The organism is Flavobacterium sp. MR2016-29, assembly GCF_015350695.1.
GTDB lineage: Bacteria > Bacteroidota > Bacteroidia > Flavobacteriales > Flavobacteriaceae > Flavobacterium.
Genome location: NZ_JADKPU010000001.1, coordinates 1241430 through 1265774 on the forward strand (window position 1 = coordinate 1241430; position 24345 = coordinate 1265774).

General features: G+C 33.3%; 19 protein-coding genes. 14 read left to right on the forward strand and 5 right to left on the reverse strand.

Going from position 1 to position 24345, the window contains the following annotated elements; genetic code table 11:
* The first annotated feature begins 8 nt into the window (after window positions 1-8).
* The 9 genes from IR010_RS05600 to IR010_RS05640 all read left to right on the forward strand — a co-directional run bounded on the left by IR010_RS05600 (window position 9) and on the right by IR010_RS05640 (window position 7796).
* On the forward strand, window positions 9-1463 hold the full coding sequence (locus tag IR010_RS05600) for a glutamate synthase subunit beta (protein ID WP_194602283.1): 1455 nt from the start codon (window positions 9-11) through the stop codon (window positions 1461-1463).
* Between the two features lie 312 nt (window positions 1464-1775).
* The gene (gene lysA, locus IR010_RS05605) at window positions 1776-2999 is read left to right on the forward strand and encodes a diaminopimelate decarboxylase (RefSeq protein WP_194567232.1); all 1224 of its coding nucleotides are present in this window, start codon (window positions 1776-1778) and stop codon (window positions 2997-2999) included.
* A 451-nt stretch (window positions 3000-3450) separates the two neighbouring features.
* Window positions 3451-3846 carry a DUF5004 domain-containing protein gene (locus IR010_RS05610; RefSeq protein ID WP_194602288.1) on the forward strand — a complete coding sequence of 132 codons (396 nt, stop codon included), beginning with the start codon at window positions 3451-3453 and terminating at the stop codon, window positions 3844-3846.
* A gap of 29 nt (window positions 3847-3875) precedes the next feature.
* The gene (locus IR010_RS05615; RefSeq protein ID WP_194602291.1) at window positions 3876-4325 is read left to right on the forward strand and encodes a hypothetical protein; all 450 of its coding nucleotides are present in this window, start codon (window positions 3876-3878) and stop codon (window positions 4323-4325) included.
* A 63-nt stretch (window positions 4326-4388) separates the two neighbouring features.
* Window positions 4389-4751, forward strand: coding sequence for a hypothetical protein (locus IR010_RS05620; RefSeq protein WP_194602294.1), 363 nt, complete (start codon window positions 4389-4391; stop codon window positions 4749-4751).
* On the forward strand, window positions 4748-5908 hold the full coding sequence (locus IR010_RS05625; RefSeq protein ID WP_194602297.1) for a DUF1624 domain-containing protein: 1161 nt from the start codon (window positions 4748-4750) through the stop codon (window positions 5906-5908). Before IR010_RS05620 ends, IR010_RS05625 begins: the two co-directional genes overlap by 4 nt.
* A 148-nt stretch (window positions 5909-6056) precedes the next feature.
* A complete protein-coding gene (locus IR010_RS05630) occupies window positions 6057-6383 on the forward strand; it encodes an ArsR/SmtB family transcription factor (RefSeq protein WP_029268623.1) in 327 nt (108 codons plus the stop codon).
* The gene (locus IR010_RS05635; RefSeq protein ID WP_029268622.1) at window positions 6373-6876 is read left to right on the forward strand and encodes an SRPBCC domain-containing protein; all 504 of its coding nucleotides are present in this window, start codon (window positions 6373-6375) and stop codon (window positions 6874-6876) included. The genes IR010_RS05630 and IR010_RS05635 overlap by 11 nt, the downstream gene beginning before the upstream one ends.
* Window positions 6877-7118: 242 nt before the next feature.
* Window positions 7119-7796 (forward strand): GNAT family N-acetyltransferase, encoded by a 678-nt coding sequence (locus IR010_RS05640; protein ID WP_194602300.1) that lies wholly within the window; start codon window positions 7119-7121, stop codon window positions 7794-7796.
* Window positions 7797-7863: 67 nt separating this feature from the next.
* Here the strand turns inward: IR010_RS05640 and IR010_RS05645 are convergent, their stop codons facing one another.
* Window positions 7864-9399 (reverse strand): YifB family Mg chelatase-like AAA ATPase, encoded by a 1536-nt coding sequence (locus IR010_RS05645; RefSeq protein ID WP_029268618.1) that lies wholly within the window; start codon window positions 9397-9399, stop codon window positions 7864-7866.
* Between the two features lie 344 nt (window positions 9400-9743).
* Here IR010_RS05645 and IR010_RS05650 point away from each other — a divergent pair, with 344 nt between their 5' ends.
* On the forward strand, window positions 9744-10403 hold the full coding sequence (locus IR010_RS05650; RefSeq protein ID WP_194602303.1) for a hypothetical protein: 660 nt from the start codon (window positions 9744-9746) through the stop codon (window positions 10401-10403).
* 651 nt (window positions 10404-11054) lie between these two features.
* Here IR010_RS05650 and IR010_RS05655 read toward each other — a convergent pair.
* Entirely contained in the window at window positions 11055-12032 is a 978-nt protein-coding gene (locus IR010_RS05655; protein WP_194602306.1) for a Gfo/Idh/MocA family protein, read from the reverse strand.
* Window positions 12033-12163: 131 nt separating this feature from the next.
* Between IR010_RS05655 and IR010_RS05660 the strand changes: the two genes are divergently transcribed.
* The 3 genes from IR010_RS05660 (at window position 12164) to IR010_RS05670 (ending at window position 18181) form a co-directional block, all read left to right on the forward strand.
* The gene (locus IR010_RS05660; protein ID WP_194602309.1) at window positions 12164-15163 is read left to right on the forward strand and encodes an amidohydrolase family protein; all 3000 of its coding nucleotides are present in this window, start codon (window positions 12164-12166) and stop codon (window positions 15161-15163) included.
* A 37-nt stretch (window positions 15164-15200) separates the two neighbouring features.
* Window positions 15201-16508 (forward strand): amidohydrolase family protein, encoded by a 1308-nt coding sequence (locus IR010_RS05665; RefSeq protein WP_194602312.1) that lies wholly within the window; start codon window positions 15201-15203, stop codon window positions 16506-16508.
* A gap of 347 nt (window positions 16509-16855) precedes the next feature.
* Entirely contained in the window at window positions 16856-18181 is a 1326-nt protein-coding gene (locus IR010_RS05670; RefSeq protein ID WP_029268605.1) for an ammonium transporter, read from the forward strand.
* A gap of 164 nt (window positions 18182-18345) precedes the next feature.
* Here IR010_RS05670 and IR010_RS05675 read toward each other — a convergent pair whose 3' ends face one another.
* The 3 genes from IR010_RS05675 to IR010_RS05685 form a co-directional block, all read right to left on the reverse strand.
* Window positions 18346-20442 (reverse strand): protein-disulfide reductase DsbD family protein, encoded by a 2097-nt coding sequence (locus IR010_RS05675; protein WP_194602315.1) that lies wholly within the window; start codon window positions 20440-20442, stop codon window positions 18346-18348.
* Entirely contained in the window at window positions 20442-21752 is a 1311-nt protein-coding gene (gene tilS / locus IR010_RS05680; RefSeq protein ID WP_194602318.1) for a tRNA lysidine(34) synthetase TilS, read from the reverse strand. The genes IR010_RS05675 and tilS overlap by 1 nt, the downstream gene beginning before the upstream one ends.
* Before the next feature lie 124 nt (window positions 21753-21876).
* Window positions 21877-23175 carry an anthranilate synthase component I family protein gene (locus IR010_RS05685; protein WP_194602321.1) on the reverse strand — a complete coding sequence of 433 codons (1299 nt, stop codon included), beginning with the start codon at window positions 23173-23175 and terminating at the stop codon, window positions 21877-21879.
* Between the two features lie 185 nt (window positions 23176-23360).
* Here IR010_RS05685 and IR010_RS05690 point away from each other — a divergent pair, with 185 nt between their 5' ends.
* Window positions 23361-24257: a DUF4349 domain-containing protein gene (locus tag IR010_RS05690; RefSeq protein WP_194602325.1), complete on the forward strand. Its 897-nt coding sequence runs from the start codon at window positions 23361-23363 to the stop codon at window positions 24255-24257.
* Window positions 24258-24345 lie beyond the last annotated feature (88 nt).

The following is a 24345-nucleotide window of genomic DNA, read 5'->3' on the forward strand; positions in this document are numbered from 1 at the left end:
AAAATGTCATGGGTAAAATAGGCGGATTTAAAGAATATAACAGAGCCGACGAAAGTAATTTAGCAGTAGCAGAACGTGTTTCGAACTACAACGAATTTACTATTCCGTTAGCAAAAGATAAAGTAAAAGAACAAGGTTCAAGATGTATGGATTGTGGTATTCCTTTTTGCCACAGCGGTTGTCCGTTAGGAAATTTAATTCCGGACTTCAACGATATGGTACATCAGGAAGAATGGCAGGGTGCATTAGAGATTTTGCAGTCTACCAACAACTTTCCGGAATTTACAGGCCGCTTATGCCCTGCTCCATGCGAAAAAGCATGTGTATTGGGAATCATAAAAGATCCTGTATCTATCGAAAATATCGAAAAAAACATTGTTGAAATTGGTTTTGCAGAAGGATGGATCAAACCTCAAACTCCAAAAACAAGAACAGGAAAAACAGTTGCTGTTATTGGTTCAGGACCTGCGGGACTTGCAGCAGCACAGCAATTAAACAGAGCCGGACATACGGTTACGGTTTTTGAAAGAGACAATGCAATTGGCGGTTTATTACGTTACGGAATTCCGAATTTCAAATTAGAAAAAGAAATTATCGACAGACGTGTAGCTATTCTTGAAGCAGAAGGAATCACTTTCAAAACAAACGTAAATGTTGGAATTAATTTTAGTGTAGCAGAATTGAACGTTTTTGATTCTATCGTTTTATGCGGAGGAGCAACAGAAAGAAGAAGCTTGCCAACTAAAGGAATCGAAAGTAAGGGCGTTGTTCAGGCAATGGATTTCTTAACACAGCAAACTAAAGTTTTATTTGGAGAATCTATTCCAGACCAAATTAAAGCAACTGGTAAAGATGTAATCGTTATTGGTGGTGGAGATACAGGTTCTGACTGTATTGGAACTTCAAACAGACACGGAGCAAAATCGGTAACTAACTTTGAGATTTTACCAAAACCTCCAGTTGGAAGAAGCGAATCAACTCCTTGGCCTTTCTGGCCGCTGCAATTGAAAACATCATCTTCTCACGAAGAAGGTTGCGACAGAAACTGGTTAATCAACACTAAAGAATTCATTTCTAACGATAAAGGCGAATTAACCGGATTAAAAACGGTTGAAGTAGCATGGAAAATGACTCCAGGTCAGCGTCCTGAATTAATCGAAAAAGAAGGTTCTGAGAAAATCTGGCCTTGCGATTTAGCTTTATTAGCTTTAGGATTTACAGGTCCGGAAAAAACATTAAGCGAACAATTAGGAATCGAAACTGATTTTAGAAGCAACTATAAAGCACACAATTATCAAACAAATGTTCCTCACATTTTCACTGCCGGTGATATGCGAAGAGGACAATCATTAATTGTTTGGGCAATTTCTGAAGGCCGTGAAGCCGCAAGAGAAGTAGATTTATTTTTAATGGGTTCAACCAACTTGCCAACAAAAGGAAACGGAGATTTACCGAGTTTGTAAACTAAGTTCCTAAGATACTAAGTCGCTAAGGTTCTAAGTTTTAGAAAAAAGGCACTGAGATACTAAGTCTCTAAGATTCTAAGTTTATTTTTCTTGGAATTTTAGAGACTTTTTTTTACTTCGTTAAGAATTGTACTAAAAACTTAGTAACTTAGTCTCTCAGCAACTTAGAAACTTTAAAAAAGATTTACAAAAATCTTTTTTTAGTCGATTTTTGTTTAAAAACAAACAATTTGTTACAATTTGTTATTTTTCTGCAAAAAATTTGTAGTTACTCAAAAGTGTAATAACTTTGCTCAAAATAGTTTAAAAATGCAAGCAAAAGATTTACTGCAGTTAGCAGACCAATTTGGAAGTCCATTATATGTTTATGATGCCGAAAAAATCCAATCTCAGTACAATAGGTTAACTAAAGCTTTCTCTAAGGTAGAAAACTTAAGAGTTAATTACGCCATGAAGGCATTGTCAAACGTTGCGATTCTTCAGTTATTAAAGAACATGGGGTCTGGTTTAGACACTGTATCGATTCAAGAAGTTTTATTGGGACTTCATGCTGGCTATGATCCTGACAAAATTTTCTTTACACCAAACGGAGTTTCTCTAGAAGAAATTGAAGAAGTTGCTGCAATGGGTGTTCAAATCAATATTGACAACTTATCTATTCTGGAGCAATTCGGAACAAAATATCCACAAATTCCGGTATGTATTCGTATCAATCCGCACGTAATGGCGGGTGGAAATGCTAACATTTCTGTTGGACATATCGATAGTAAATTCGGTATTTCTGTTCACCAAATTCCGCATATCTTAAGAATTGTAGAGAACACAAAAATGAGTATTGTTGGAATTCACATGCACACAGGATCTGATATTTTAGATATCGAAGTATTCTTGTATGCTGCTGAAATTTTGTTCGATACAGCAAAACATTTCAAAGATTTGGAATTCTTAGATTTCGGAAGCGGATTCAAAGTTCCTTACAAAAAAGACGATATCGAAACAGACATCGAAGAATTAGGTAAAAAATTATCTAAAAGATTCAATGCTTTCTGTGCAGAATATGGTAAAGATTTAACGTTGATTTTCGAACCAGGGAAATTCTTGGTGAGCGAAGCAGGTTTCTTCTTAGCAAAAGTAAACGTAGTAAAACAAACAACATCAACCGTTTTTGCTGGCATTGACAGTGGTTTCAACCATTTAATCCGTCCGATGTTTTACGGTTCACAACATTATATCGAAAACATTTCAAACCCAAAAGGAAAAGAGCGTTTTTACTCGGTTGTGGGATACATTTGCGAAACGGATACTTTTGCCAACAACCGCAGAATTTCAGAAATTACTGAAGGAGACATTTTAGCTTTCAGAAACGCCGGAGCGTATTGCTTCTCAATGGCATCAAATTACAATTCAAGATACAAACCAGCTGAAGTTTTATGGAAAGACGGAAAAGGAATCTTAATCCGTCAGCACGAAACTTTTGAAGATTTGCTTAAAAATCAAATTCCGTTGCCAGAAGAAGTTGCTGCAACAGTTTAAAATAAAAAAAAAGAGAATATCTACGAAGTCCCGTTTCTTAATTGAAGCGGGATTTTTTTTGTTTTTTTGTTTCACGCAGATTTTGCAGATTGAGCAGATTTTATTTTTGAATAATGTCAAGCTGGGCGAAGTCAAAGACTTTAATACAATCTTATTGTAGACTTCGGTAATTCTTAAGACTATAAAGTTGAGTTTACTGTCGCAAAATAAAACTCGATAGCTTAGATTTATAATCTTCCCCAGAAAAAGAATCTTTACTAGCGCAAACATCAAAGCTGTCATGAGCGAGAGACTCGCACTAGCATATGAATAAATCTTTAGTTTTTCTACACAAAAATGAACCTTAATTAACTCAAATAAAAATATTATTTTAGCAAAGTTCAAATTCAATTACTTTAGCAAGAAAGCTAGTAATTCAGAAATTTATTAAACAAAAAACTAACCTTTAAAAATGAAAAAATATCTTTTTATCTTATCGATCTTATTATTTTCTAATCATATCATTTCTCAAGAAATTAATCAAAAAAATATAATTGGAAAATGGAAAGTGATTAAAGTTTTAAAGAAGATTGACAATCCAAATCTAAAAGATATAGTTAAAGGTTTTAGTACCGCAACATTTGAGTTTAAGCAAAACTCAGATTTTAAATTAACAACAGAGAACGATTCAAAATCATTTTCAATGATTGCGAATATGACTAAAAATTCTAAATGGTTATTAAACAAAAACAATTATGTCATTCATATTGGCGAGAATATTTTAAAAATAATTATAACTGAAGTCAATGGTAAAACAATTTTCCATTTGAGCGAAACAGAACTTGATTTAGAAGTAAAAAAAGAATAAAAAAGACCAAAAACCAAACCTGAAAACCAATGAAACTCACCATTCCCCTATCAACACTCCTCCTACTTCTTACCACAAATTCATTCAGCCAGACCATTGCTGATTTAAAATTAAAACCTAAAGAAATTCCAAAAGGCTACACCTTAAGCGACGGTCAAATTTGCGTTACGAATGCGGCTTGTAATTTTTACACTGATATTGCCACTTACAGCAACATTATTGGAACCGTAAAAAGCAAAGCAATTCAGAGTTTTAAAAATAGAGCAGATAGCGGAAGTATTATGTATATTGAATTTGAAAACAGATTTAAAGGCGATAGATTTCTGCAAGGATTGCTTTGGGGAAAAGACGGTCAGCCAACAGACGAGCATCCGGAAGAATATCTTGCATTGGGAAAATTTCTGATTATATGGAGTTTTCATCCGGACAGTCCCGTCAAAGAAAAGTCAGAAACCAAAATAGAGGCGATTTTGCAATAATCAAAAAACATATTTCAGAAACTTCTTTTATTGTTTTTAAGTAACTTTACTGAAAAAATCATAATGAAACCACAAATACGAATTCTGCTTTATTCTATATTATTCTTTTTATACCTGATCTCAACGTCATTTTTACTGACAATAGGCGAAAAATTAAAAACAGATCCGTATATCACTTTGGGCTGTGGTTTTGCTTTTTTCAATCTCATTTATGCTTTCATGGCGCTAAAATGGAATGTTTTGTTAAATATCATCTGCTCTGTTGCAATTGCAGCATTAGCCTTGTTTTTAGCTTTGAAGTTTACAAATTTACATCTGCTTTTAAAGTACGATCCCTATCAGGTTAAAACTGCCATATTTGCCAATGCCATTTTTTCGATTATTTTTTGGGAAATTGTGTATCAGGTGAAAGTTAGAAAAAAATGAAACGCCTACCTTCAATAGATATAGTCCGTGGGATTGTAATGATCATTATGGCTTTAGATCATGTTAGAGATTTAATGCATATCGATTCAATTACTCAAGGTCCGACAGATTTGGCGACAACCACGCCTCTATTGTTTTTTACGCGCTGGATCACGCATTTGTGTGCACCTACTTTTGTTTTCTTGGCAGGAACATCCGTTTATCTTTCTTTAAAAAACAAAAATAATTTACAAGAAACGAGACAGCATTTACTCAAAAGAGGCTTGTTTTTATTATTGCTAGAATTTACTGTTTTCAATTTTGGATTGTTCTTCGATATTGGCTTTCATACACTTTTGTTTGAAGTAATAGCCACGATAGGTTTTGGATTTATTGTTTTAAGCTTCTTACTAAAAGTCCGTTCTCAAATATTGGGCAGTATTGGACTCGTAATTATTTTTTGCCATAATCTTTTAGCGCTTATTCCGTTTTCAGAAAATTCAGTTTTAAAAACCATTTTATCGCCTTTATTTGGTCCTGTCGTCTTTCCGTTTTCTGGAAGAGTATTTATAATGGGCTATCCTCCTATTCCTTGGCTTGGAATTATGCTTATTGGTTTTGCAGCAGGGAAATTCTTTGAACTCGCAGAAGAACAAAGAAAAAAAATATTCGCAAAAGTCGGTTTGAGTGCTTTAGCTTTATTTGTTGTACTTCGTTTTATAAATGTTTACGGCGATCCTGCTTTATGGGCTGTGCAGAAAAATGCCATATTTACCTTTTTATCTTTCATGAATGTAAACAAATATCCGCCATCGCTCTTGTTTGGTTTGATTACTTTAGGCATTATGCTTTTATTGCTTGCTTTCGCAGATCAATTAAATAATGGAATTAAAAAAGCAACTTCAGTCTACGGAAAAGCACCTTTGTTTTACTTCATTGTTCATTTTTATGTCGTTCACATTTTGACTCTTATTATGCTGTTTATGCAAGGTTTTAATTGGTCGCAATTCGAATTTGCAACTGGAACCTTTGGACGTCCAAAAGATTTGGTAAGCGGTGTTGCACTTTGGGCAATTTATCTAATTTGGATTTTTGTAGTTACTTTACTTTATAAACCATGCCAATGGTTTGGAAATTATAAAGCACATAATAAATATTGGTGGCTGCGTTATATATGATTTAAACTTTTTTTCTAAATTCATTAGACAAAATACAGTCCAGCTCTCTATTTTACTAAATCGGATAAAAAAAATCGCAAAACCGTTTTACGGAAATAAAAGTTATGTATATTTGCAACTGATTAGTTGCGTATTTAAATAAATCAAAATGAAACGAGATATTTTTCAAGCTATTGCAGACCCCACCCGAAGAGCGATTTTAGTATTAGTAGCTACAAATGCTTTGACACCAAATGCTATTGCAGAACAGTTTAATACCACGAGACAAGCTGTGTCTAAACACATTAAGATTCTCAGCGAATGCGAATTATTAGACGAACAAAAAGTGGGAAGAGAAATTTATTATCAACTTAAAATTGACAAAATGAAAGAAGTTGACAAATGGCTGGAACAATTCAAAAAAATATGGGAAAGCCGTTTTAGCCAACTGGATCAAGTATTAATAAATCTAAAATCTAAAGAAAATGAAATCTAATCTTTTAATGAATTTTACTGTAGACAAAGAAACGAGTACTGTTAATGTAAAACGTGAATTTAATGCACCGCTTTCGGCTGTTTGGTCGGCTTGGACAGAACCTGAAATATTAGACCAATGGTGGGCGCCATCGCCGTGGAAATCTAAAACAAAAAAAATGGATTTTACAGAAGGTGGGCGAAGACTTTACGCCATGATTGGACCAGAAGGTCAAGAACATTGGGCAATTGCTGATTTCACCTCTATAACACCGAAATCAAATTTTAAATATTTAGATGCTTTTTCAGACAGCGAAGGCAATTTAAATATTGATTTCCCACGTTCTGACTGGAATGTCAATTTCTCTGAACAAGGAAATTCTACTATCGTAGATATTGCCATTAAACACGATAAACTTTCTGATTTAGAAAAGATAATAGAAATGGGCTTTAAAGAAGGTTTCACCATTGCCATGGAAGGTTTGGACAAAATATTTGCTTCCAAAGACAAATAATTTTTTTTTCAATATCATAAAAAATCCCGTTTTCAATATAATCGGGATTTTTTGTTTTAAATCTAATTCAATTTCTGTACTTTAAATTTGTATTTTAGATCATCAGAAATATCATTTCTAATACGTAACTCAAGTTAATATCATCGTAAAAAACACTAAAGGAGATTTAGGCAAATCGTCTGATCCTGTTTTAATGAAAGCATTAACATTGGCGTAAAATAATTTTATACGAGATACTATTCATGGAAAAACAATCCGAGACAAAATTGGATAATCCGATTTGGAATGCACTTGCAGAAACTCATTCGGCATTTGCAATTGATTATGGAAATACAAAGTTTTACAATCCTGATTATTGTCCGTTTGGAGGTTTTTCGGAATTAGAAAGCACTTTTGATGCAACACGTCAATATGCGTCTTTAACTGAAAGTTTTTTTATTGTTGGAGAAAAACCTTCTCTTCCAGATTCGTTGAAAATTGAAAAAGAATTAGTTTGTCTTCAAATGATTGTTTACAACAAAATAGAACAACCCATAAATAATGAAATTGTAAAACTTACTCAAAAACACAATGATGATTTAGTTCATTTGGTAAATTTAGTACAGCCAGGATATTTCAAAAATAAAACGGCATCACTAGGAAATTATTACGGCATTTTCAAAGACAATCAATTAATTGCTGTAACTGGAGAACGAATGAAAATGAATGACTTTACAGAAGTAAGTGCCATAATCACACATCCTGACCATACCGGAAAAGGCTATGCAAAACAATTAATAGCTCATTGTGTAAATACTATTTTTGAGCAAAATAAAATTCCTTTTCTACATGTTGTTGAAAGCAATGTAGGTGCAATCGCTTTATATGAAAAACTAGGTTTTATAACCCGAAGAGAAATGAGTTTTTGGAATATTAAATAGTTACAATTAACAATTAACAATTAACAATTATCAATTAACAATTATCAATTATCAATTATCAATTAATTTACCCCAGCCACCCATCACGATCCAAACTTCTGTATTGAATTGCTTCGGCAATATGCTGTGAAACTACGGTTGGCGCTGCATCTAAATCGGCAATTGTGCGGGCGACTTTCAAGATTCTGTCATATGCTCTGGCAGAAAGATTTAAGCGTTCCATTGCAGTTTTCAGCAATTCTTTTGATTGTTCGTCGAGCGCGCAAAACTCCCGAATCAATTTACTGCTCATCTGTGCGTTATAATGTATATTTTCAATTTCTTCGAATCGTTTGGTTTGAATTTCACGAGCTGCGGTAACACGTTTTCTGATTTCGACACTGCTTTCGGCTTTTCTGTCATCTGCTAATTTCTCGAAAGGAACGGGAGTTACTTCAATATGAATATCAATTCGGTCTAATAAAGGTCCAGAAATCTTGCTCATATAACGCTGCATTTCATGTGGTGATGAAGTATTCGGCATGCTCGGATCATTAAAAAATCCGCTCGGACTCGGGTTCATACTTGCCACCAACATAAAAGAGGACGGATAAGTCACCGTAAATTTAGCGCGAGAAATCGTCACTTCACGATCTTCCAAAGGCTGTCGCATTACTTCTAAAACATCACGTTTAAATTCTGGCAATTCATCTAAAAATAAAACTCCGTTATGCGCCATCGAAATTTCGCCAGGCTGCGGATAACTTCCACCGCCAACAAGTGCCACATTCGAAATAGTATGATGCGGACTTCTAAAAGGTCTTTGATTCATCAATCCAACTTCTTTTAATTTTCCGGCAACACTATGAATTTTAGTTGTTTCTAATGCTTCGCGCAAAGTCATGGGTGGCAGAATACTCGGTACACGTTTGGCAAGCATTGTTTTTCCTGCTCCCGGCGGTCCAATCAAAATAATGTTGTGACCTCCAGCTGCTGCAATTTCCATACAGCGTTTTATACTTTCTTGACCGCGAACATCAGAAAAATCAAATTCAGGAAAATCTAAGGTTTTGTAAAACTCGGCTCGCGTATCAATAACAGTAGGTTCAAGCGTGCCTTTTCCTGCAAAAAAATCGATAACTTCCTGCAAGTTTGTAACGCCATAAACATCAAGTCCAGCAACAATGGCTGCTTCTTTTACGTTTTGAATTGGGAGAAAAAATCCTTTATAACCTTCTTCTTTTGCTTTTATGGCAATTGGCAAGGCACCGCGAATAGGCTGTAAACTTCCGTCAAGCGAAAGTTCTCCCATAATAATATATTCTTCAATTGCCGGCGCTTTTATTTGGTCAGAACCTACTAATATTCCCATTGCCAAAGGCAAATCGTATGCAGAACCTTCTTTTCGAAGGTCGGCTGGCGCCATATTGATTGTGATTTTTTTTCCCGGCAAACTTAAACCGTTGTTTTTAAGTGCGGCTGCAATTCGGTAACTGCTTTCTTTAATTGCATTATCTGGCAATCCAACTAAATGATAACCAATACCTTTATCCATATGAACTTCGACTGTAATCGTCGTTGCTTCTACTCCAAAAACAGCACTTCCGTAAACTTTTACTAACATAATAATTCTTTCATTAATTGTTTTTAAAACTAATGAAAAAATAATTATTGTAAATATTTTATTACAAATAAATTTAAATTAAAATGAAAGTCGAATCTCAATTTTAATCTTCTCCACAATCTTACTTAAATCCAAATTGTGATGTTAATTAATTATTGGTGTTAAACATTTTAAATGTTAGCCTTAGCATTTAATAATATTCGATATACAACAAATCTTTATTTATATTTTTTATTTCTGTATGAAATTGCTTCATTATTTTATTTATGTTTATAAAATAATTATAGCACTATTAATTATATTGTAAACCCTATACAAGGAAACTCTAATCAACAATTAGTTTAATGGAAGGAATTGAATTGATAAAATTTTTCAATGAGAATAGCAACGGAATTACAGCATTTGCTGCAATCGGTGCTTTAATTATTTCCGCAATGGCAATTAAAAGAGCAACAAATGACAATCGAAAACAAGTCCTCGCACATAAGATTGAAGAAATCTACGAATTATTAGTATCGTTAACAGCAGAATACGTTTCGTTATATTCAGTTTATAAACATTTAGAAGCATCAAATAACATCGAGCTTGAAAGTAAAGCACGATTTAATCTAAGAGCCCATTTTTTCGACTTAAATGGAAAGCTAAAAGAAAAAATTAATTTGGATGATTTGATAAAAAAATCAAGAAGATTAAATATTCTAGCAAATACCTATTTGAACGGTGAAACAAAATTTGATGTAATATGTTATTCACAAATTTTGATTGCAATTCTTTTCGTACTTAAATATGAAAACATTAAACAAAGAGAGCCAGAATTTAATGAACCTTTACCAAATGAAGATACAATGTATAATTTGAGCGAAGGACTTACTCAAAAGCTTATAGTAGAAATTGGATATGGGAATGTAAACAAAGATTTTTTGACGTATAGGAACACAACATTTAAAGATAAAATAAAAGAGATTAGTCAAGCAATATCAATAAATCAAACAACCACACATTAAATAAGTACAAAAGTACTAAATGTGGTTTACGATTATATTTTGGTGGCAACAATCAACTTCCTTAATCAATTGCTAAAATCTGTTTATTAGTTACAGAATAGGAATTCCTACCCAATGTATGACAAGCATTATTACAACTGTTATTCCAAAACTACACAAACTAAGAATACGCCAATATGTAGACCTTCCATTGCCAAATCTCCATATTCTTTCACCCATTTCTTTTCTGTTGGATTTCAAAGTATATTTCGCCAATAAATATGTCGAAACAACGTAAATAAAAATTGCAATTATCCAAAATATTAACATAATTTAATTTTTTAAAATATTTTTAAAGTTATGCATTTTTTAAAATTACCGCCAACTTATTATCTATAATTTATTAACTATAATTTGGGTAAAAATTCCATTGTAAATATCAGTAATCTAAACCATTAATTTTAATTTACATACCAACAATTAAATAAACACAACAATTTTTAAAGGTAGTCTAGGGTTAAATTAAAAGCTATTTTGACTCTTTCATATTCTTTTGCGAGTAGATTGTTGCTTTACAACTGATTTATAAATAACAATCACTTTATATCAAATATATTATTTTCTTTTTTCACATTAGAAAAGTACTCTTCCTTAATTAAATTGATAATCACATTACGTAAAACTTAACCCAATCTTATTTTTAATTTCCTCCACAATCTTACTCAAATCCAAACTATTCTCATGTGACCAAAGTGTACTTTCGATTTGATTGTTTCTAATGCATTGATGGCATTCAATCGCTTCATGCGTATAGCCTTTTCCCAAATTTGGCAAACTAAAATTTTCTTCTTTTCCATCTTTAAAAATAGAATATCCATCGGCAATGTACCATGGAGCGTTCAATTCAATTCGACCTTTATTTCCAGAAATTGCTGCTTTCATATCAGAATCAGAAACGATAGAAGCCTGCAAAACAGCTTGTGCATTTTCGTATTGCAAAATCATTGAAGTCTGCAAATCGATTCCGTTTTTATGAAAAATTGATTTCGCTACAATTTCTTTTGGAATCCCAAGCAGTATATAAGAAAGAAATAAGGGATATACTCCAATATCAAAAAGAGCACCTCCACCCAAATTTTTATCAAAAAGCCTTCCTCCTTCTATCTCATTTCCGTAAAAAGCAAAATCAGCCTTAACCGATTTAATATCACCGATTATTCCTCCATCTACTTTTTCTAAAACTTCACGAACCGTCGGAATAAATCTTGTCCAGAACGCTTCCATAAAAAATCTATTGTGCTTTTTAGACGCTTCAATCATTCTTAGTGAATCTTCATACGACAATGCCATAGGTTTTTCGCATAAAACATGTTTGCCATGTTCTAAAGCTTTAATAGCTAATTCGGCATGCGAATCGTGCGGCGTTGCAATGTAAACAATCTCAACTTGATCATCGGCAAAAAGTGCATCGTAAGAATCATATGTTTTTGAGCAACTGTATTTTTGGGCAAACTCATTTGCTTTGAAAATATTTCGAGAGGCAACTGCCACTAAATCCGCATCTTCCAATAATACTAAGTCGGCAGCAAATTGATTCGCAATATTTCCTAAGCCAACGATTCCCCATTTTATTTTATCTAAATTTCTCATACTGTTATTTTTAACGTTTTAATCAACGTTTTAGTAAAAACTTTAGTCAAAATAAAGAAAAAACATTTTAAAAAAATAAAAGCAGTATAACATATATTTCATATTTTTAGCAACAAATTAGCAAATACCATATGAAAAAAGCCCTACTACTACTCTTTTTGAGTGTTTTTTTAACAAAAACATACGCTCAAGATTATTTTCCTGTTAATGAAAGTGTACATAACAAAAGCAAAAATTACACTGTTTTTACAAATGCCACGATTTATGTAACCCCAACTCAAAAAATCGAAAAAGGAACTTTACTTATTCAAGACGGTAAAGTCGTTGCAGTTGGAACAACAGTTGCAATTCCTAAAAACAGCATTACAATTGATCTGGCAGGAAAAACAATTTACCCATCATTTATTGATATTTACACCAATTTTGGAATTGAAAAACCAAAAATGAACGCTACACCTGGACGTAATCGTAACCCGGTATACGACACAAAAAGAACTGGCTATTACTGGAACGAAAGTGTAAGACCAGAAGTTAACGGTTACGAAACTTTTAAATACGATCAGCCAAAAGCCGACGAGCTTTTAAAAGCTGGCTTTGGTGTTGTGGGAACTCATATTCCTGACGGAATTGCTCAAGGAACCGGAGCTTTGGTTGCCTTAAACAATGAAGACAATAGCAAACAAATTATTGCGAACAAATTAACAAATCACTTCGCATTTTCAAAAAGCGCACTTACTAATCAAGCATATCCAAGCTCTTTAATGGGGATGATGGCACTTTTGCGCCAGATGTATTTAGACTTAGACTGGTACAAAAAAGGAAATTCTGAAACTAAAGACTTATCATTAGAAGCATTAGCAAATAATGAAAAACTAGTTCAGATTTTTGCTTCTGAAGATAAATTAAACAGTTTGAGAGCAGCTAAAATCGCTAAAGAATTTGGTTTGAATTATGTTTTAAAAGGAAGCGGAAATGAATTTGAAAGAATCGAAGAAATTAAAGGAACGAATGCTAAATTCATCATTCCGATAAGTTTTCCTGAAGCTTATGATGTTTCAAATCCGTACTTGTCTAACCAAATTGAATTGGCAGATATGCGTTTCTGGAATCAGGCGCCAACAAACTTAAAAGTACTTTCGGATAACGGAATTGTTTTTGCCTTGACAACAGACAAATTGAAAAAGATTGAAGATTTTAAACCCAATCTTTTAAAAGCCATTAAATATGGTTTTGATAAAACAAAAGCTTTAGAAGCTTTAACCACTGTTCCGGCTGCAATACTTGGAAAAAGTGACGAAGTTGGAAGTTTAAAAACAGGAAGTTATGCCAATTTCATCATTACTTCTGGAGAAATTTTTGACGAGAAAACAGTTTTATACGAAAACTGGGTTCAAGGTTCTAAATTTATCGTAACAGATATTAACGCAAAAGATATTCGCGGCAACTACGACTTAACAGTTGGAAAAGATACGTATAAATGGAAAATTGACGGAACTCCGGAAGCTCAAAAATCTGACATAACTACTGTTGATGCTAAGAAAGTAAAAAGCACTTTTTCTATTTCTAAAAACTGGATTTCATTGGTTATCAAACCAGCAGATACCATCAAATCGAATTTTACACGTTTGACTGGATTTGTAGAAAAAGCAGAAAATTTATCCGGAAAAGCAGTACTATCAAACGGAGACGAATTAGTTTGGACAGCTGTAAAAACGAGTCCGTTTGTTGCTGTAAAAGATTCTTCTAAAGTAGAAAAACCAAATCCGATTATGCCTGTAACGTATCCGAACGTTGCTTTTGGTGATACAAAAAAACAGACTGCTCAGACTTTATTATTTAAAAACGCTACTGTTTGGACGAATGAAAAAGACGGAATTTTAACTGATACTGATGTTTTAATTAAAAACGGAAAAATCGCTGCTGTAGGCAAAAATCTTGCTGATGCCGGTGCAACTGTTATTGATGCAAAAGGAAAACACATTACCAGTGGTATTATTGACGAACACTCTCACATCGCGATTTCTAAAGGTGTAAACGAAAGCGGACACAACTCAACTGCTGAAGTTACAATTCAAGATGTTGTAAACTCAGAAGACATTAATATATACAGAGATTTAGCGGGCGGTGTAACTATTTCGCAATTATTGCACGGATCTGCAAACCCAATTGGCGGTCGTTCTGCGATTGTAAAATGGAAATGGGGTTCTTCTGCAGATGAAATGTTATATAAAAATCAGCCTAAATTCATCAAATTTGCTTTGGGTGAAAATGTAAAACAAGCAAATTGGGGAATTGATAATCCGACTCGTTTTCCACAGACAAGAATGGGTGTTGAACAAGTTTTTACTGATTATTTTCAGCTTGCAAAAGAATATGATGAAAGCTGGAAAAAATTCAACGCAGGTTCTAAAAAAGGAAAAGCCCCAAGAGTGGACTTAGAATTACAGACTCTTGCTGAAATTTTAAACAAAGAGCGTTTTATTACTTGTCACTCTTATGTAGAGTCTGAAATTTTAATGTTGATGAACGTTGCTGAAAAATTCAACTTCAGAGTAAATACTTTCACTCACATTTTAGAAGGTTACAAAGTGGCTGATAAAATGAAAGAGCACGGAGTTGGAGCTTCTACTTTCTCTGACTGGTGGGCTTATAAATTTGAGGTTAATGATGCAATTCCGTATAACGGACCAATCATGCATAACGAAGGTTTAGTTGTAGCTTATAACTCTGATGATGCAGAAATGTCTCGAAGATTGAATCAAGAAGCGGCAAAAGCAGTGAAATACGGAAACATTTCTGAAGAAGATGCGTGGAAGTTTGTAACACTGAATCCTGCAAAATTATTACACATTGATGATAAAGTAGGAAGTCTTAAAGTGGGCAAAGATGCCGATGTTGTTTTATGGAGTGAAAACCCATTGTCTATTTATGCTAAAGCAGAAAAAACAATTATCGAAGGTGTTGTTTATTTTGATATCGAAAAAGATGCTCAAAAACAATTGGCTGTTACTAAAGAAAGAAGTGCTTTGATTGGACAAATGCTGCAGGAAAAAAACAAAGGAAACAGCACGCAACAGCCAACTAGAAGAGAGAAAAAAGAATATCACTGTGATACTTTAGAGCAGTTATAAAAACTTTAGAAAACTCATAATGATAAAAAAAGACAACATGATAAATAAAAACATATATAAATTACTGCTGCTGTTTTGTGCTTCTGTACAAATAAATGCACAGCAAATACCGGCTCCAAAACAATCCAAATCGGTTTTGATTTTAAATGCGACGGCACACTTGGGGAACGGAACTGTTATTCAAAATAGTGCAATTGGATTTAAAGACGGGAAATTAACTTTAGTAGCCGATGCATCAACAATTAGATTGGCTGATGGCGCATACGACACCACTATTGATGCAACTGGAAAACATGTATATCCCGGATTTATTGCTTCTAACTCAACTTTGGGATTGGTAGAAATTGATGCCGTAAAATCATCAGATGACGAGGAAGAAATTGGAAGTTTTAATCCAAATGTAAGAAGTATTATTGCTTATAATTCTGAATCGAAAGTAGTCGAAACTGTTCGTCCGAATGGAATTTTAATTGCTCAGGTTACACCTCGTGGCGGAAGAATTTCTGGAACTTCTTCTGTAGTTCAACTAGATGCTTGGAGCTGGAAAGATGCTATCTTAAAAGAAAATGACGGAATACACCTTAACTTTCCATCAAATTTTAAAAGATCAGGAACTTGGTTTGAGCCTGGAGTTATTGAAGCAAACAAAGATTATCCGAAACAGGTTGAAGAAATAAATGCTTTTTTAATCAGTGCAAAAGCCTACAATCAAACTGCTCCTAAAGATAGAAATCTAGTTTTAGAAGCTACAAAAGGATTGTTTGACGGAACACAAACACTTTATGTTCACGCCGATGAAGAAAAGCAAATTGTAGATGCGATTCAATTAGCAACAGACAATCAAATCAAAAAGATTGTTATTGTTGGGGGATTTGAAGCTTACAAAGCAACAGCTTCATTACAAAAATATAATGTTGGCGTTTTATTAAGACGTGTACACGACATGCCGACAAGCGATGATCAAGATGTAAACTTGCCTTATAAAATGGCAAAATTGCTAGTTGACAAAGGTATTGTTGTTGGTTTGGAAAACAGTGGAGAACACGAACGTATGAGCGTGAGAAATCTTCCTTTCTTAGCAGGAACCTGCGCTGCTTTTGGCTTAGACAAAGAAGTTGCTGTACAGCTAATTACTTTAAATCCTGCAAAATTACTAGGAATTGATGCAACCTGTGGTACCTTAGAAACTGGTAAAGATGCAACTTTGTTTATATCTGAAGGTGATGCGCTAGACATGAGAACAAATAAATTGACTACTGCGTTTATTCAAGGAAGAGCAATCAATTTAGATACTTTTCAAAATAAGCTGAACAGAAAATTCAAAGAAAAATACGGTCAAAAATAGGTATTAAACTAGTTTTATTTTTTTATAAAAAAGGCATCATTTGAAAATTCATTTGATGCCTTTTTATTTGAAAACAAAATCATTTTAAGAATTTTATCAATTATTTAAACACAATTACTCTTAAATTTAAAATTATTTAACAAGTTTTTTATCAAGAACACTTCGAAATATTTCTATTTATAGTTTCAAGATTAATAAAAACCAAATTTTAAGTCCATTTTAACAAATACACGCAAATTAGAGGGGGTTAAATTTAAAAATTAACAAAAATTAAACATTAGACTCTATTTTTAATAGGGGTGTCGAATGATTTTATATTTTTATAAAAAATTTAAAACTAAATAACTATGCGAAAAATTATTTTAAGTGTGATACTCATCACAATTTTATTACTATCTATTTTTTCTCTCTCATTTGTTACTGAGTCAAAAACATTAGGCGCACACGTTGTCGAATTAAAACTTGACACCGGAGATACTGCTTGGATGGTTGTTGCAACCGCTTTTGTATTATTAATGACTCCAGGATTAGGATTTTTCTATGGAGGTATGGTAGGCAAGAAAAACGTAATTAGTACTATGCTTCAAAGTTTTATGGCAATGGTAATTGTTACAGTTCTTTGGGTAGTAATTGGTTTCGGATTGTGTTTTGGGCCGACAATTGGCGGCTTCATCGGAGATCCTTCATCAAATATATTTTTTCAAGGAGTAAGTGCCAACACTGCTTGGGAATTAGCACCAACAATCCCAATGATTCTTTTTGCTTTATTTCAAGCAAAATTTGCAATCATTACTCCAGCATTAATAACAGGAGCTTTTGCTGAACGTGTACGTTTCTGGGCTTACTTATTATTTATGGTTTTATTTATCATTTTCATTTACGCTCCGTTATGTCATATGACTTGGCATCCTGACGGAATGTTCTTCAAATGGGGAGTACTTGACTTCGCTGGTGGAACTGTAGTACACATGAGTGCTGGTTGGGCTGCATTAGCTGGAGCAATCTTCTTAGGAAAACGTAAAGTACAAAAAGTTAATCCTGCTAGAATTACGTATGTATTATTAGGTACAGGTTTATTATGGTTTGGATGGTTTGGTTTCAATGCAGGTTCTGCTGTCGGAGCCGGAAGTCTTGCTGCACAAGCTTTAGGAACTACTACAATCGCTGCTGCTTCTGCTGCTATGGCTTGGGTTTTCCTTGATAAAATATTAGGACACAAATTATCTGCTATGGGTGCTTGTATTGGTGCTGTTGTAGGTTTAGTTGCGATTACACCTGCTGCAGGTTTCGTTAGTATTCCTCACGCTCTGGCAATTGGTATTATTGCTGCAGTTATAAGTAATCTTGTAGTAAGCAAATTCCCTAAAGGAAAAATCGATGATGCTCTTGACGTTTTTGCTTGTCACGGTGTTGGTGGAATGGTCGGAATGCTATTAACTGGTGTATTTGCTTCTAACGCGGTAAACTCAGTAGTTGGTGAGCACCAAGGTTTAATTTTTGGTGATGCTACTTTATTCTTAACACAATTAAAAGCATTAGTACTTGTTTCAATCTTTGCTTTCGTAGGTTCTTACATTTTATTCTTTGTTGTAAACAAAATAACTCCTCTAAGAGTTACTGAAGAAAAAGAAGAATTAGGACTAGATATCTCTCAACACGGAGAATACTTATAAGAATTAATTTCCATTATTTGCCATTATAAAAAAAGTCCTCTAAGCATAAAAAACTTAGAGGACTTTTGTTATTGCAGAGTTAGATTGGAGATTTTAGAATTTAGATTTCAGAGTGTAATTCTGACTTATTCATATAACTAATAACTCATAATTCAATAGTTAACTTACTTGAAATTAGAGATCCCTTCTTTAAGCCAATTTAAATATTCTTCTGTACTTACATAACTAATGGTAGGCTTAGAATTGTTTAAATTCTTTCCTTCTAAATCAGTTATAACATATAAAGGCTGTGTATTTGTTTTGTATTTTGAGATCATAAAATCGGTCCATTTATCACCAACTGTTTCTATTTTATCTCCCGCTGCAGTTACAAATTGTTCTTCTTTTGGTAATTCTCTTTTATCATCAACATAAAGCGAAATCAAAACAACATCATTTTTTAATATTGGTAAAACCGTTGGATCAGACCAAACATTGTTTTCCATTTTTCTACAATTTACGCATGCGTAACCAGTAAAATCAAGCATAATTGGCTTATTAATTGATTTTGCAAAAGCCAAACCATCTTCATAATCGTGAAAAACCATAATACCATGTGGCCCTAATTCTGCACCTTCTGGCATACCTTTTATATCTCCATTAACAGTTGCATTGCTTGAACCTCCTACTCCAAACGGACTTTCGCTATATGTTGGCGGAGGCGGAAAAGCACTGATTAACTTTAATGGTGCTCCCCAAAGTCCTGGAATTAAATACACCGTAAACACAAGTGTAAGTAATCCTAAATACAATCTTCCAACAGAAATATGCTGTAGCGGGCTATCATGTGGCAAAGTAATTTTTCCAAATAAATAAAGAGTTAAAGCAGCAAAAATGGCAATCCAGATTGCAATGAAAACTTCTCTTTCTAATAAATGCAATTGTAAAACTAAATCGGCATTTGATAAAAATTTGAACGCTAAAGCCAATTCTAAAAATCCTAAAACAACTTTTACTGTATTTAACCAGCCACCTGATTTTGGCAATGAATTTAACCAGCCTGGGAACATAGCAAATAACATAAATGGCAAAGCCAATGCTGATGAAAACCCAAGCATACCAACAACTGGAGCAATTCCTCCGTTCGAAGCGGCTTCAACCAGCAAAGTTCCAACAATTGGCCCAGTACATGAAAATGAAACAATAGCCAAGGCCAAAGCCATAAACAATATTCCAATTAATCCACCTTTATCTGCCTGTTGATCTGCTTTATTTGCCCATGAATTTGGAAGCATAATTTCGAAAGCACCTAAAAATGAAGTTGCGAAAATGATTAATATTATGAAGAAAATCAAATTAAACCAAACATCTGTAGACAATGCATTTAACGCATCGGCTCCAAACACTTTCGTAACTATTAAACCTAATATTACATAAATTGCAATAATCGAAAGTCCATAAAAAATAGCATTACGAATACCTTTTGCTCTGCTTTTGCTTTGTTTGGTAAAAAAACTTACCGTCATTGGGATCATCGGAAAAACACAAGGCGTCAGCAAAGCGGCAAAGCCAGAAATAAAAGCGATAAAAAAGATCGACCATAAACTTCTTGAAGGCGCTGGTGCGGGCATATCATCTTTTGATATTGGCGCATCTGCAGTTGTTTTTACAACTTGTTTTTGAGCTGTATCTCCAGCTTTTTTTACCGTATCAATTGCCAAACCAGCAACTTTTGTTTCATCTAATTTCGACTCAACTATAGCTGGAACAGCAGACATTTTAAACGTTGACGGAATCGAGATGGAGAATTTTTTATTCGAATTGATACAAACTTCTTTACAAACCTGAAAATCAAAATCAACATCAACTGTTTTTAAATTTGGGTTGATGATCGTGATTTCTTGTTCGATGTGTGCTTTTCCTTCGAAGAAAGTTTCGTTTACTCCAAAAACATCATTAAAAGCCGTTTTGGTTTTTCCTTCTTTGGCTTTTCCAACCAATTCGTAATTCCCTTTTTGATTCTTAAATGCAATTTCCAGTGCGAGCGGTCCGCCATCTGGCGTAAATTGCGAATACATATGCCAGTCTTTTTCAATCGTTCCATCAAAAATTAAAACGGCATTATTTCCTGCTTTTTTTTCAATTTTAGCGGTCCATTTTACTGGCTCTAAAATTTGAGCATTGCCTTTTGCAAACGCAAAAAAGAAAAACAGTAAAAATAAAATGGATTTACTCCAAACACTTCTTGGCACTATCGCCTGACGGTCTTGATTAAAGTTCATTATTGTAGTTCTATTTTAAGTATTTTATTTGTGGTATTTTCGATTCTAAAACGTTCATCCTGTCTAATGCCGACAATCCAAACTATTTGATTATCAGAAGATAAAATCCAAGTCTTTTCTTTCTCAATCAAAGACAATTTTTCGTCTTTAAAGAGTTTGCTGACTTTTTTAGATTTTCCCTGCATTCCAAAAGGATGAAAAACATCTCCCTCATTCCATTTACGTAAAACTAACGGAAAATGGATTTTTTCAGCGTCAACAAATATAGCCTTATTTGAATCTATTGTTATATGATCTACTTTACAAAGGCTCAATTTTAAGGGAAAATTAACTTCTGTTTCGTTTTCTCTAATTTCGAATTCGTCTTTTTCTGACATTTCAGAAATCGGACTTAAAATCAATACATTTCTGTTTTTCAGCAATCTAAACTCAGTAGAAAAAACTTGTTTTCCCGACTGTCCTTCAACTAAATCATAGATATCATTCCATGCCAAAAAACCAAATTCATTCAACCATTGGTACAAATACGATTTATAATTGGGTAATTTTTTAAGTTGGTTTAGATCAAAATGAATATCTTCTTCCACTTCTTTCGCTACTTGCTGATAAATCATAATCGATGCATCTTCAACCATTTCTTTTGATTCTTGGAGATACAATTGCGTTTTTTGAAAAGCATTCAAAAAGTTCGGATTGATTTCTTTTAAAATCGGAACTAAATCATGACGAATTTTATTTCGGAGGTATTTATTCGAAGCATTACTGCTGTCTTCTCTCCACTTGATATTATTTTCTTGAGCATATTTCAGAATTTCTTCTCTTGAAAAAGGCAAAAGCGGACGGATAATTTTATCATTTTGTTCCAGAATTCCAGTTAATCCTTCTAAACCCGTTCCGCGTGTTAAATTGATAATAAAAGTTTCAAGATTGTCATCAGCGTGATGAGCCGTCAAAACATAATCAAAATTTTTGGTTTCTAAAAGTTCGTAAAACCAGCTGTATCTTAATTCGCGTGCGGCAACTTGGGTAGATAATTTATAATCTTTTGCAAAAGCTTCGGTATCAAATTGCGTGGTAAAAACTGAAATATTATTTTGATCGCAATATTCCTGAATAAAATTCTGATCGCCAAAACTTTCTAAACCGCGCAATTGAAAATTACAATGCAAAACTGCAATTTCATAAGGTAATTGATTTAACAAATGCAATAAAACCATGCTGTCTAAACCTCCGCTAACAGCTAAAAATAGTTTTTTCTCTTCCAAAAATGGAAATCTAGAAGTGATGTGATTTTTAAATTTTGAAAGCATTTGATAAATGTAAAAAATTAAACTCTATCTATTTTTAAATGAAATGTTAACCGTGTCTTTTTTTTGCTCCGAATATTTTCACGCAGATTCTGCACTAATTTGCAGAATCTGCGTGAAAAAAAACTTACTGCAAAACTTCGTGCATTGCTTTGGCTTTCAATAAGCATTCTTCATATTCTTTTTCAGGGATGGATTGCGCTGTAATCGCACTTCCGACAGAAAAAGAAACGTATTTATTTTCCTGATTGTACAAGATACTTCTGATAACTACATTAAAATCAAAATCACCTTCTGGAGTAAAATACCCAACTGCTCCGCTATACAAGCCGCGTTTGGTTTCTTCGAGATTTTCGATGATTTTCATTACCGAAATTTTTGGCGCTCCTGTCATACTGCCCATTGGGAAAGTAGTTCTTAGAACATCTATTGGTCCATATTGAGGATCTAATTTTGAAGTTATGGTTGAAATCATTTGATGAACTTGCAAAAAAGAGTAAATTTTGCAGAGTTCAACTACTTCTACAGAGCCTTTTTGTGCAGTATGCGATAAATCATTGCGAACCAAATCAGTAATCATGATATTTTCAGCACGCTCTTTTGAATCAGATTCTAAAAATTGTTTTGATTTTTCATCTTCAATCGAATCTTGAGATCGTTTTGAAGTTCCTTTTATTGGCTGCGAAATAATCTTATTCTCAATTTTCTTCAAGTAACGTTCAGGTGAAGCCGAAAGCAAATATTGTGTATGATTTTTAAAGAAAACTGAAAACGGCGCCTGTGAAATAGCATTTAGTTTTTGGAATTTCTCTAACGGATTTATTTCAGCATTTTCAGCAAAAAATTCCATACAGAAATTCGCTTCGTACATATCACCTTTATGAATATGCTCCAACATTATAGTTACTTTTTCAACATATAATTCTTTTGAAATTCGCTGTTTAATTTTCAGAGATGTTGTGTTTTCAACTTTTGTATCTAGACTACGGAATTGACTTTCAACTATTTCTTTGAAATCATCTTCGACCTCATCATCACAAAGCAATAAATATTGAATTTCGAGTTCATCTCCCTTTAATAAAAATATTTTTTTAGGCTGAAAGAAGAATAAATCCGGGAAGCCTAATCCATCAAAATTAGAGGATTCCAGTTCTTCTACATCATTTTTTAAATCATAAGAAAGACAACCAAAAAGCCAGTCTTTAGTTGTTTGCTGATATTGTTTTAAATCATCAAAAGCATTTTGAAAATCGGTTTTTAAAGACGTAAAAGCATCTACAGCTAATAAAAAGTCAAAGCTCGAATATTCTTGCGGATAGGAATTGCTATCTAAAAAAACGATTTCTCGAAACTGCTGTGACCAGCCTAAAAGCTGCTGTTTAAATTGTTCTGGATTTGAAATCTTTTTATGAATGGAAACTCTCAAAAATGAATGGATTTTAGACTTCAAAATTACGACAAAAAAAATCCTTCAATAAAAGAATCCTAAAAAAAATATTGGCACACTTTTTAGTACATCGAGTTTATATCAATTAATAAAAACAATTTAACAACAAAAACATATTTACATCGCGTAAATATTCTATTTATTAATCAAATTTTTAAAAATTTATGAAAACAATTGCAAAATTAGGCTTGACTACCTTAGTAATTATCGCATTACTATTTTCTTGTAAAAAAGCAGATTATGCTACTAGCAAAGAATCAGCAGATTACGCATCCGCAGCAGACAGCACTGCAGTATCTTCATCGGCAGCGGTGGAGAAAAAAGACAGCAAACAAAAATTCATTCGAACTGCTGATATTAAATTCAAGGTTAAAAACGTCGTCAAATCTACTTATGCAATTGAAAATGCTACCCAAAAATTCGGTGGTTTTGTTACTTATACCAATTTGCAAAGCAATATTCATGATCAGATTAAAACTAAAATCAGCCAGGACAGCACTTTAGAAACTACTAAGTATTCTGTCGAAAATAATATTACGATTCGTGTGCCTAATACCCAGCTCGATACCGTAATAAAAACAATTGCAAAACAAATCGATTTTCTTGATTTCAGAATTATCAAGGCAGATGATGTTTCTTTGAAGTTATTAGCCAATCAGCTTTCGCAAAAAAGAAGTAAGGTCAGCGAAAAAAGAGTCGAAAAAGCAATTGATGCTAAAGGCAAAAAAATTAATGATATTATCGAGGCTGAAAACTCTTTGGATGACAAAAAAGAAGCCAATGACAATCGCACTATTGATAATCTATCAATGCAGGATCAGATTAATTTCAGCACAATTAGTTTACAGCTTTATCAAAACGAAACCATCAAGCAGGAAATAACTGCCGGAGAAAGAGACAGTGCGTTTTACAAACCTAATTTAGGAATTCAAATTGTTGATTCTTTAAAAACTGGCTGGTACATTTTGCAGTCGATCTTGGTTTTCTTTCTTAACCTTTGGCCGATTATTCTAATTATTCTAGGCAGCATTTTTGTCTATAAAAAATACGGAAAGAAATAAGAAAAGTGTTAATAAAATAGCAATATCGTAAGTAAAAATTCGTTATATTTGATATAGCATTCAATTAATCCCAAAATAGGACAGTATT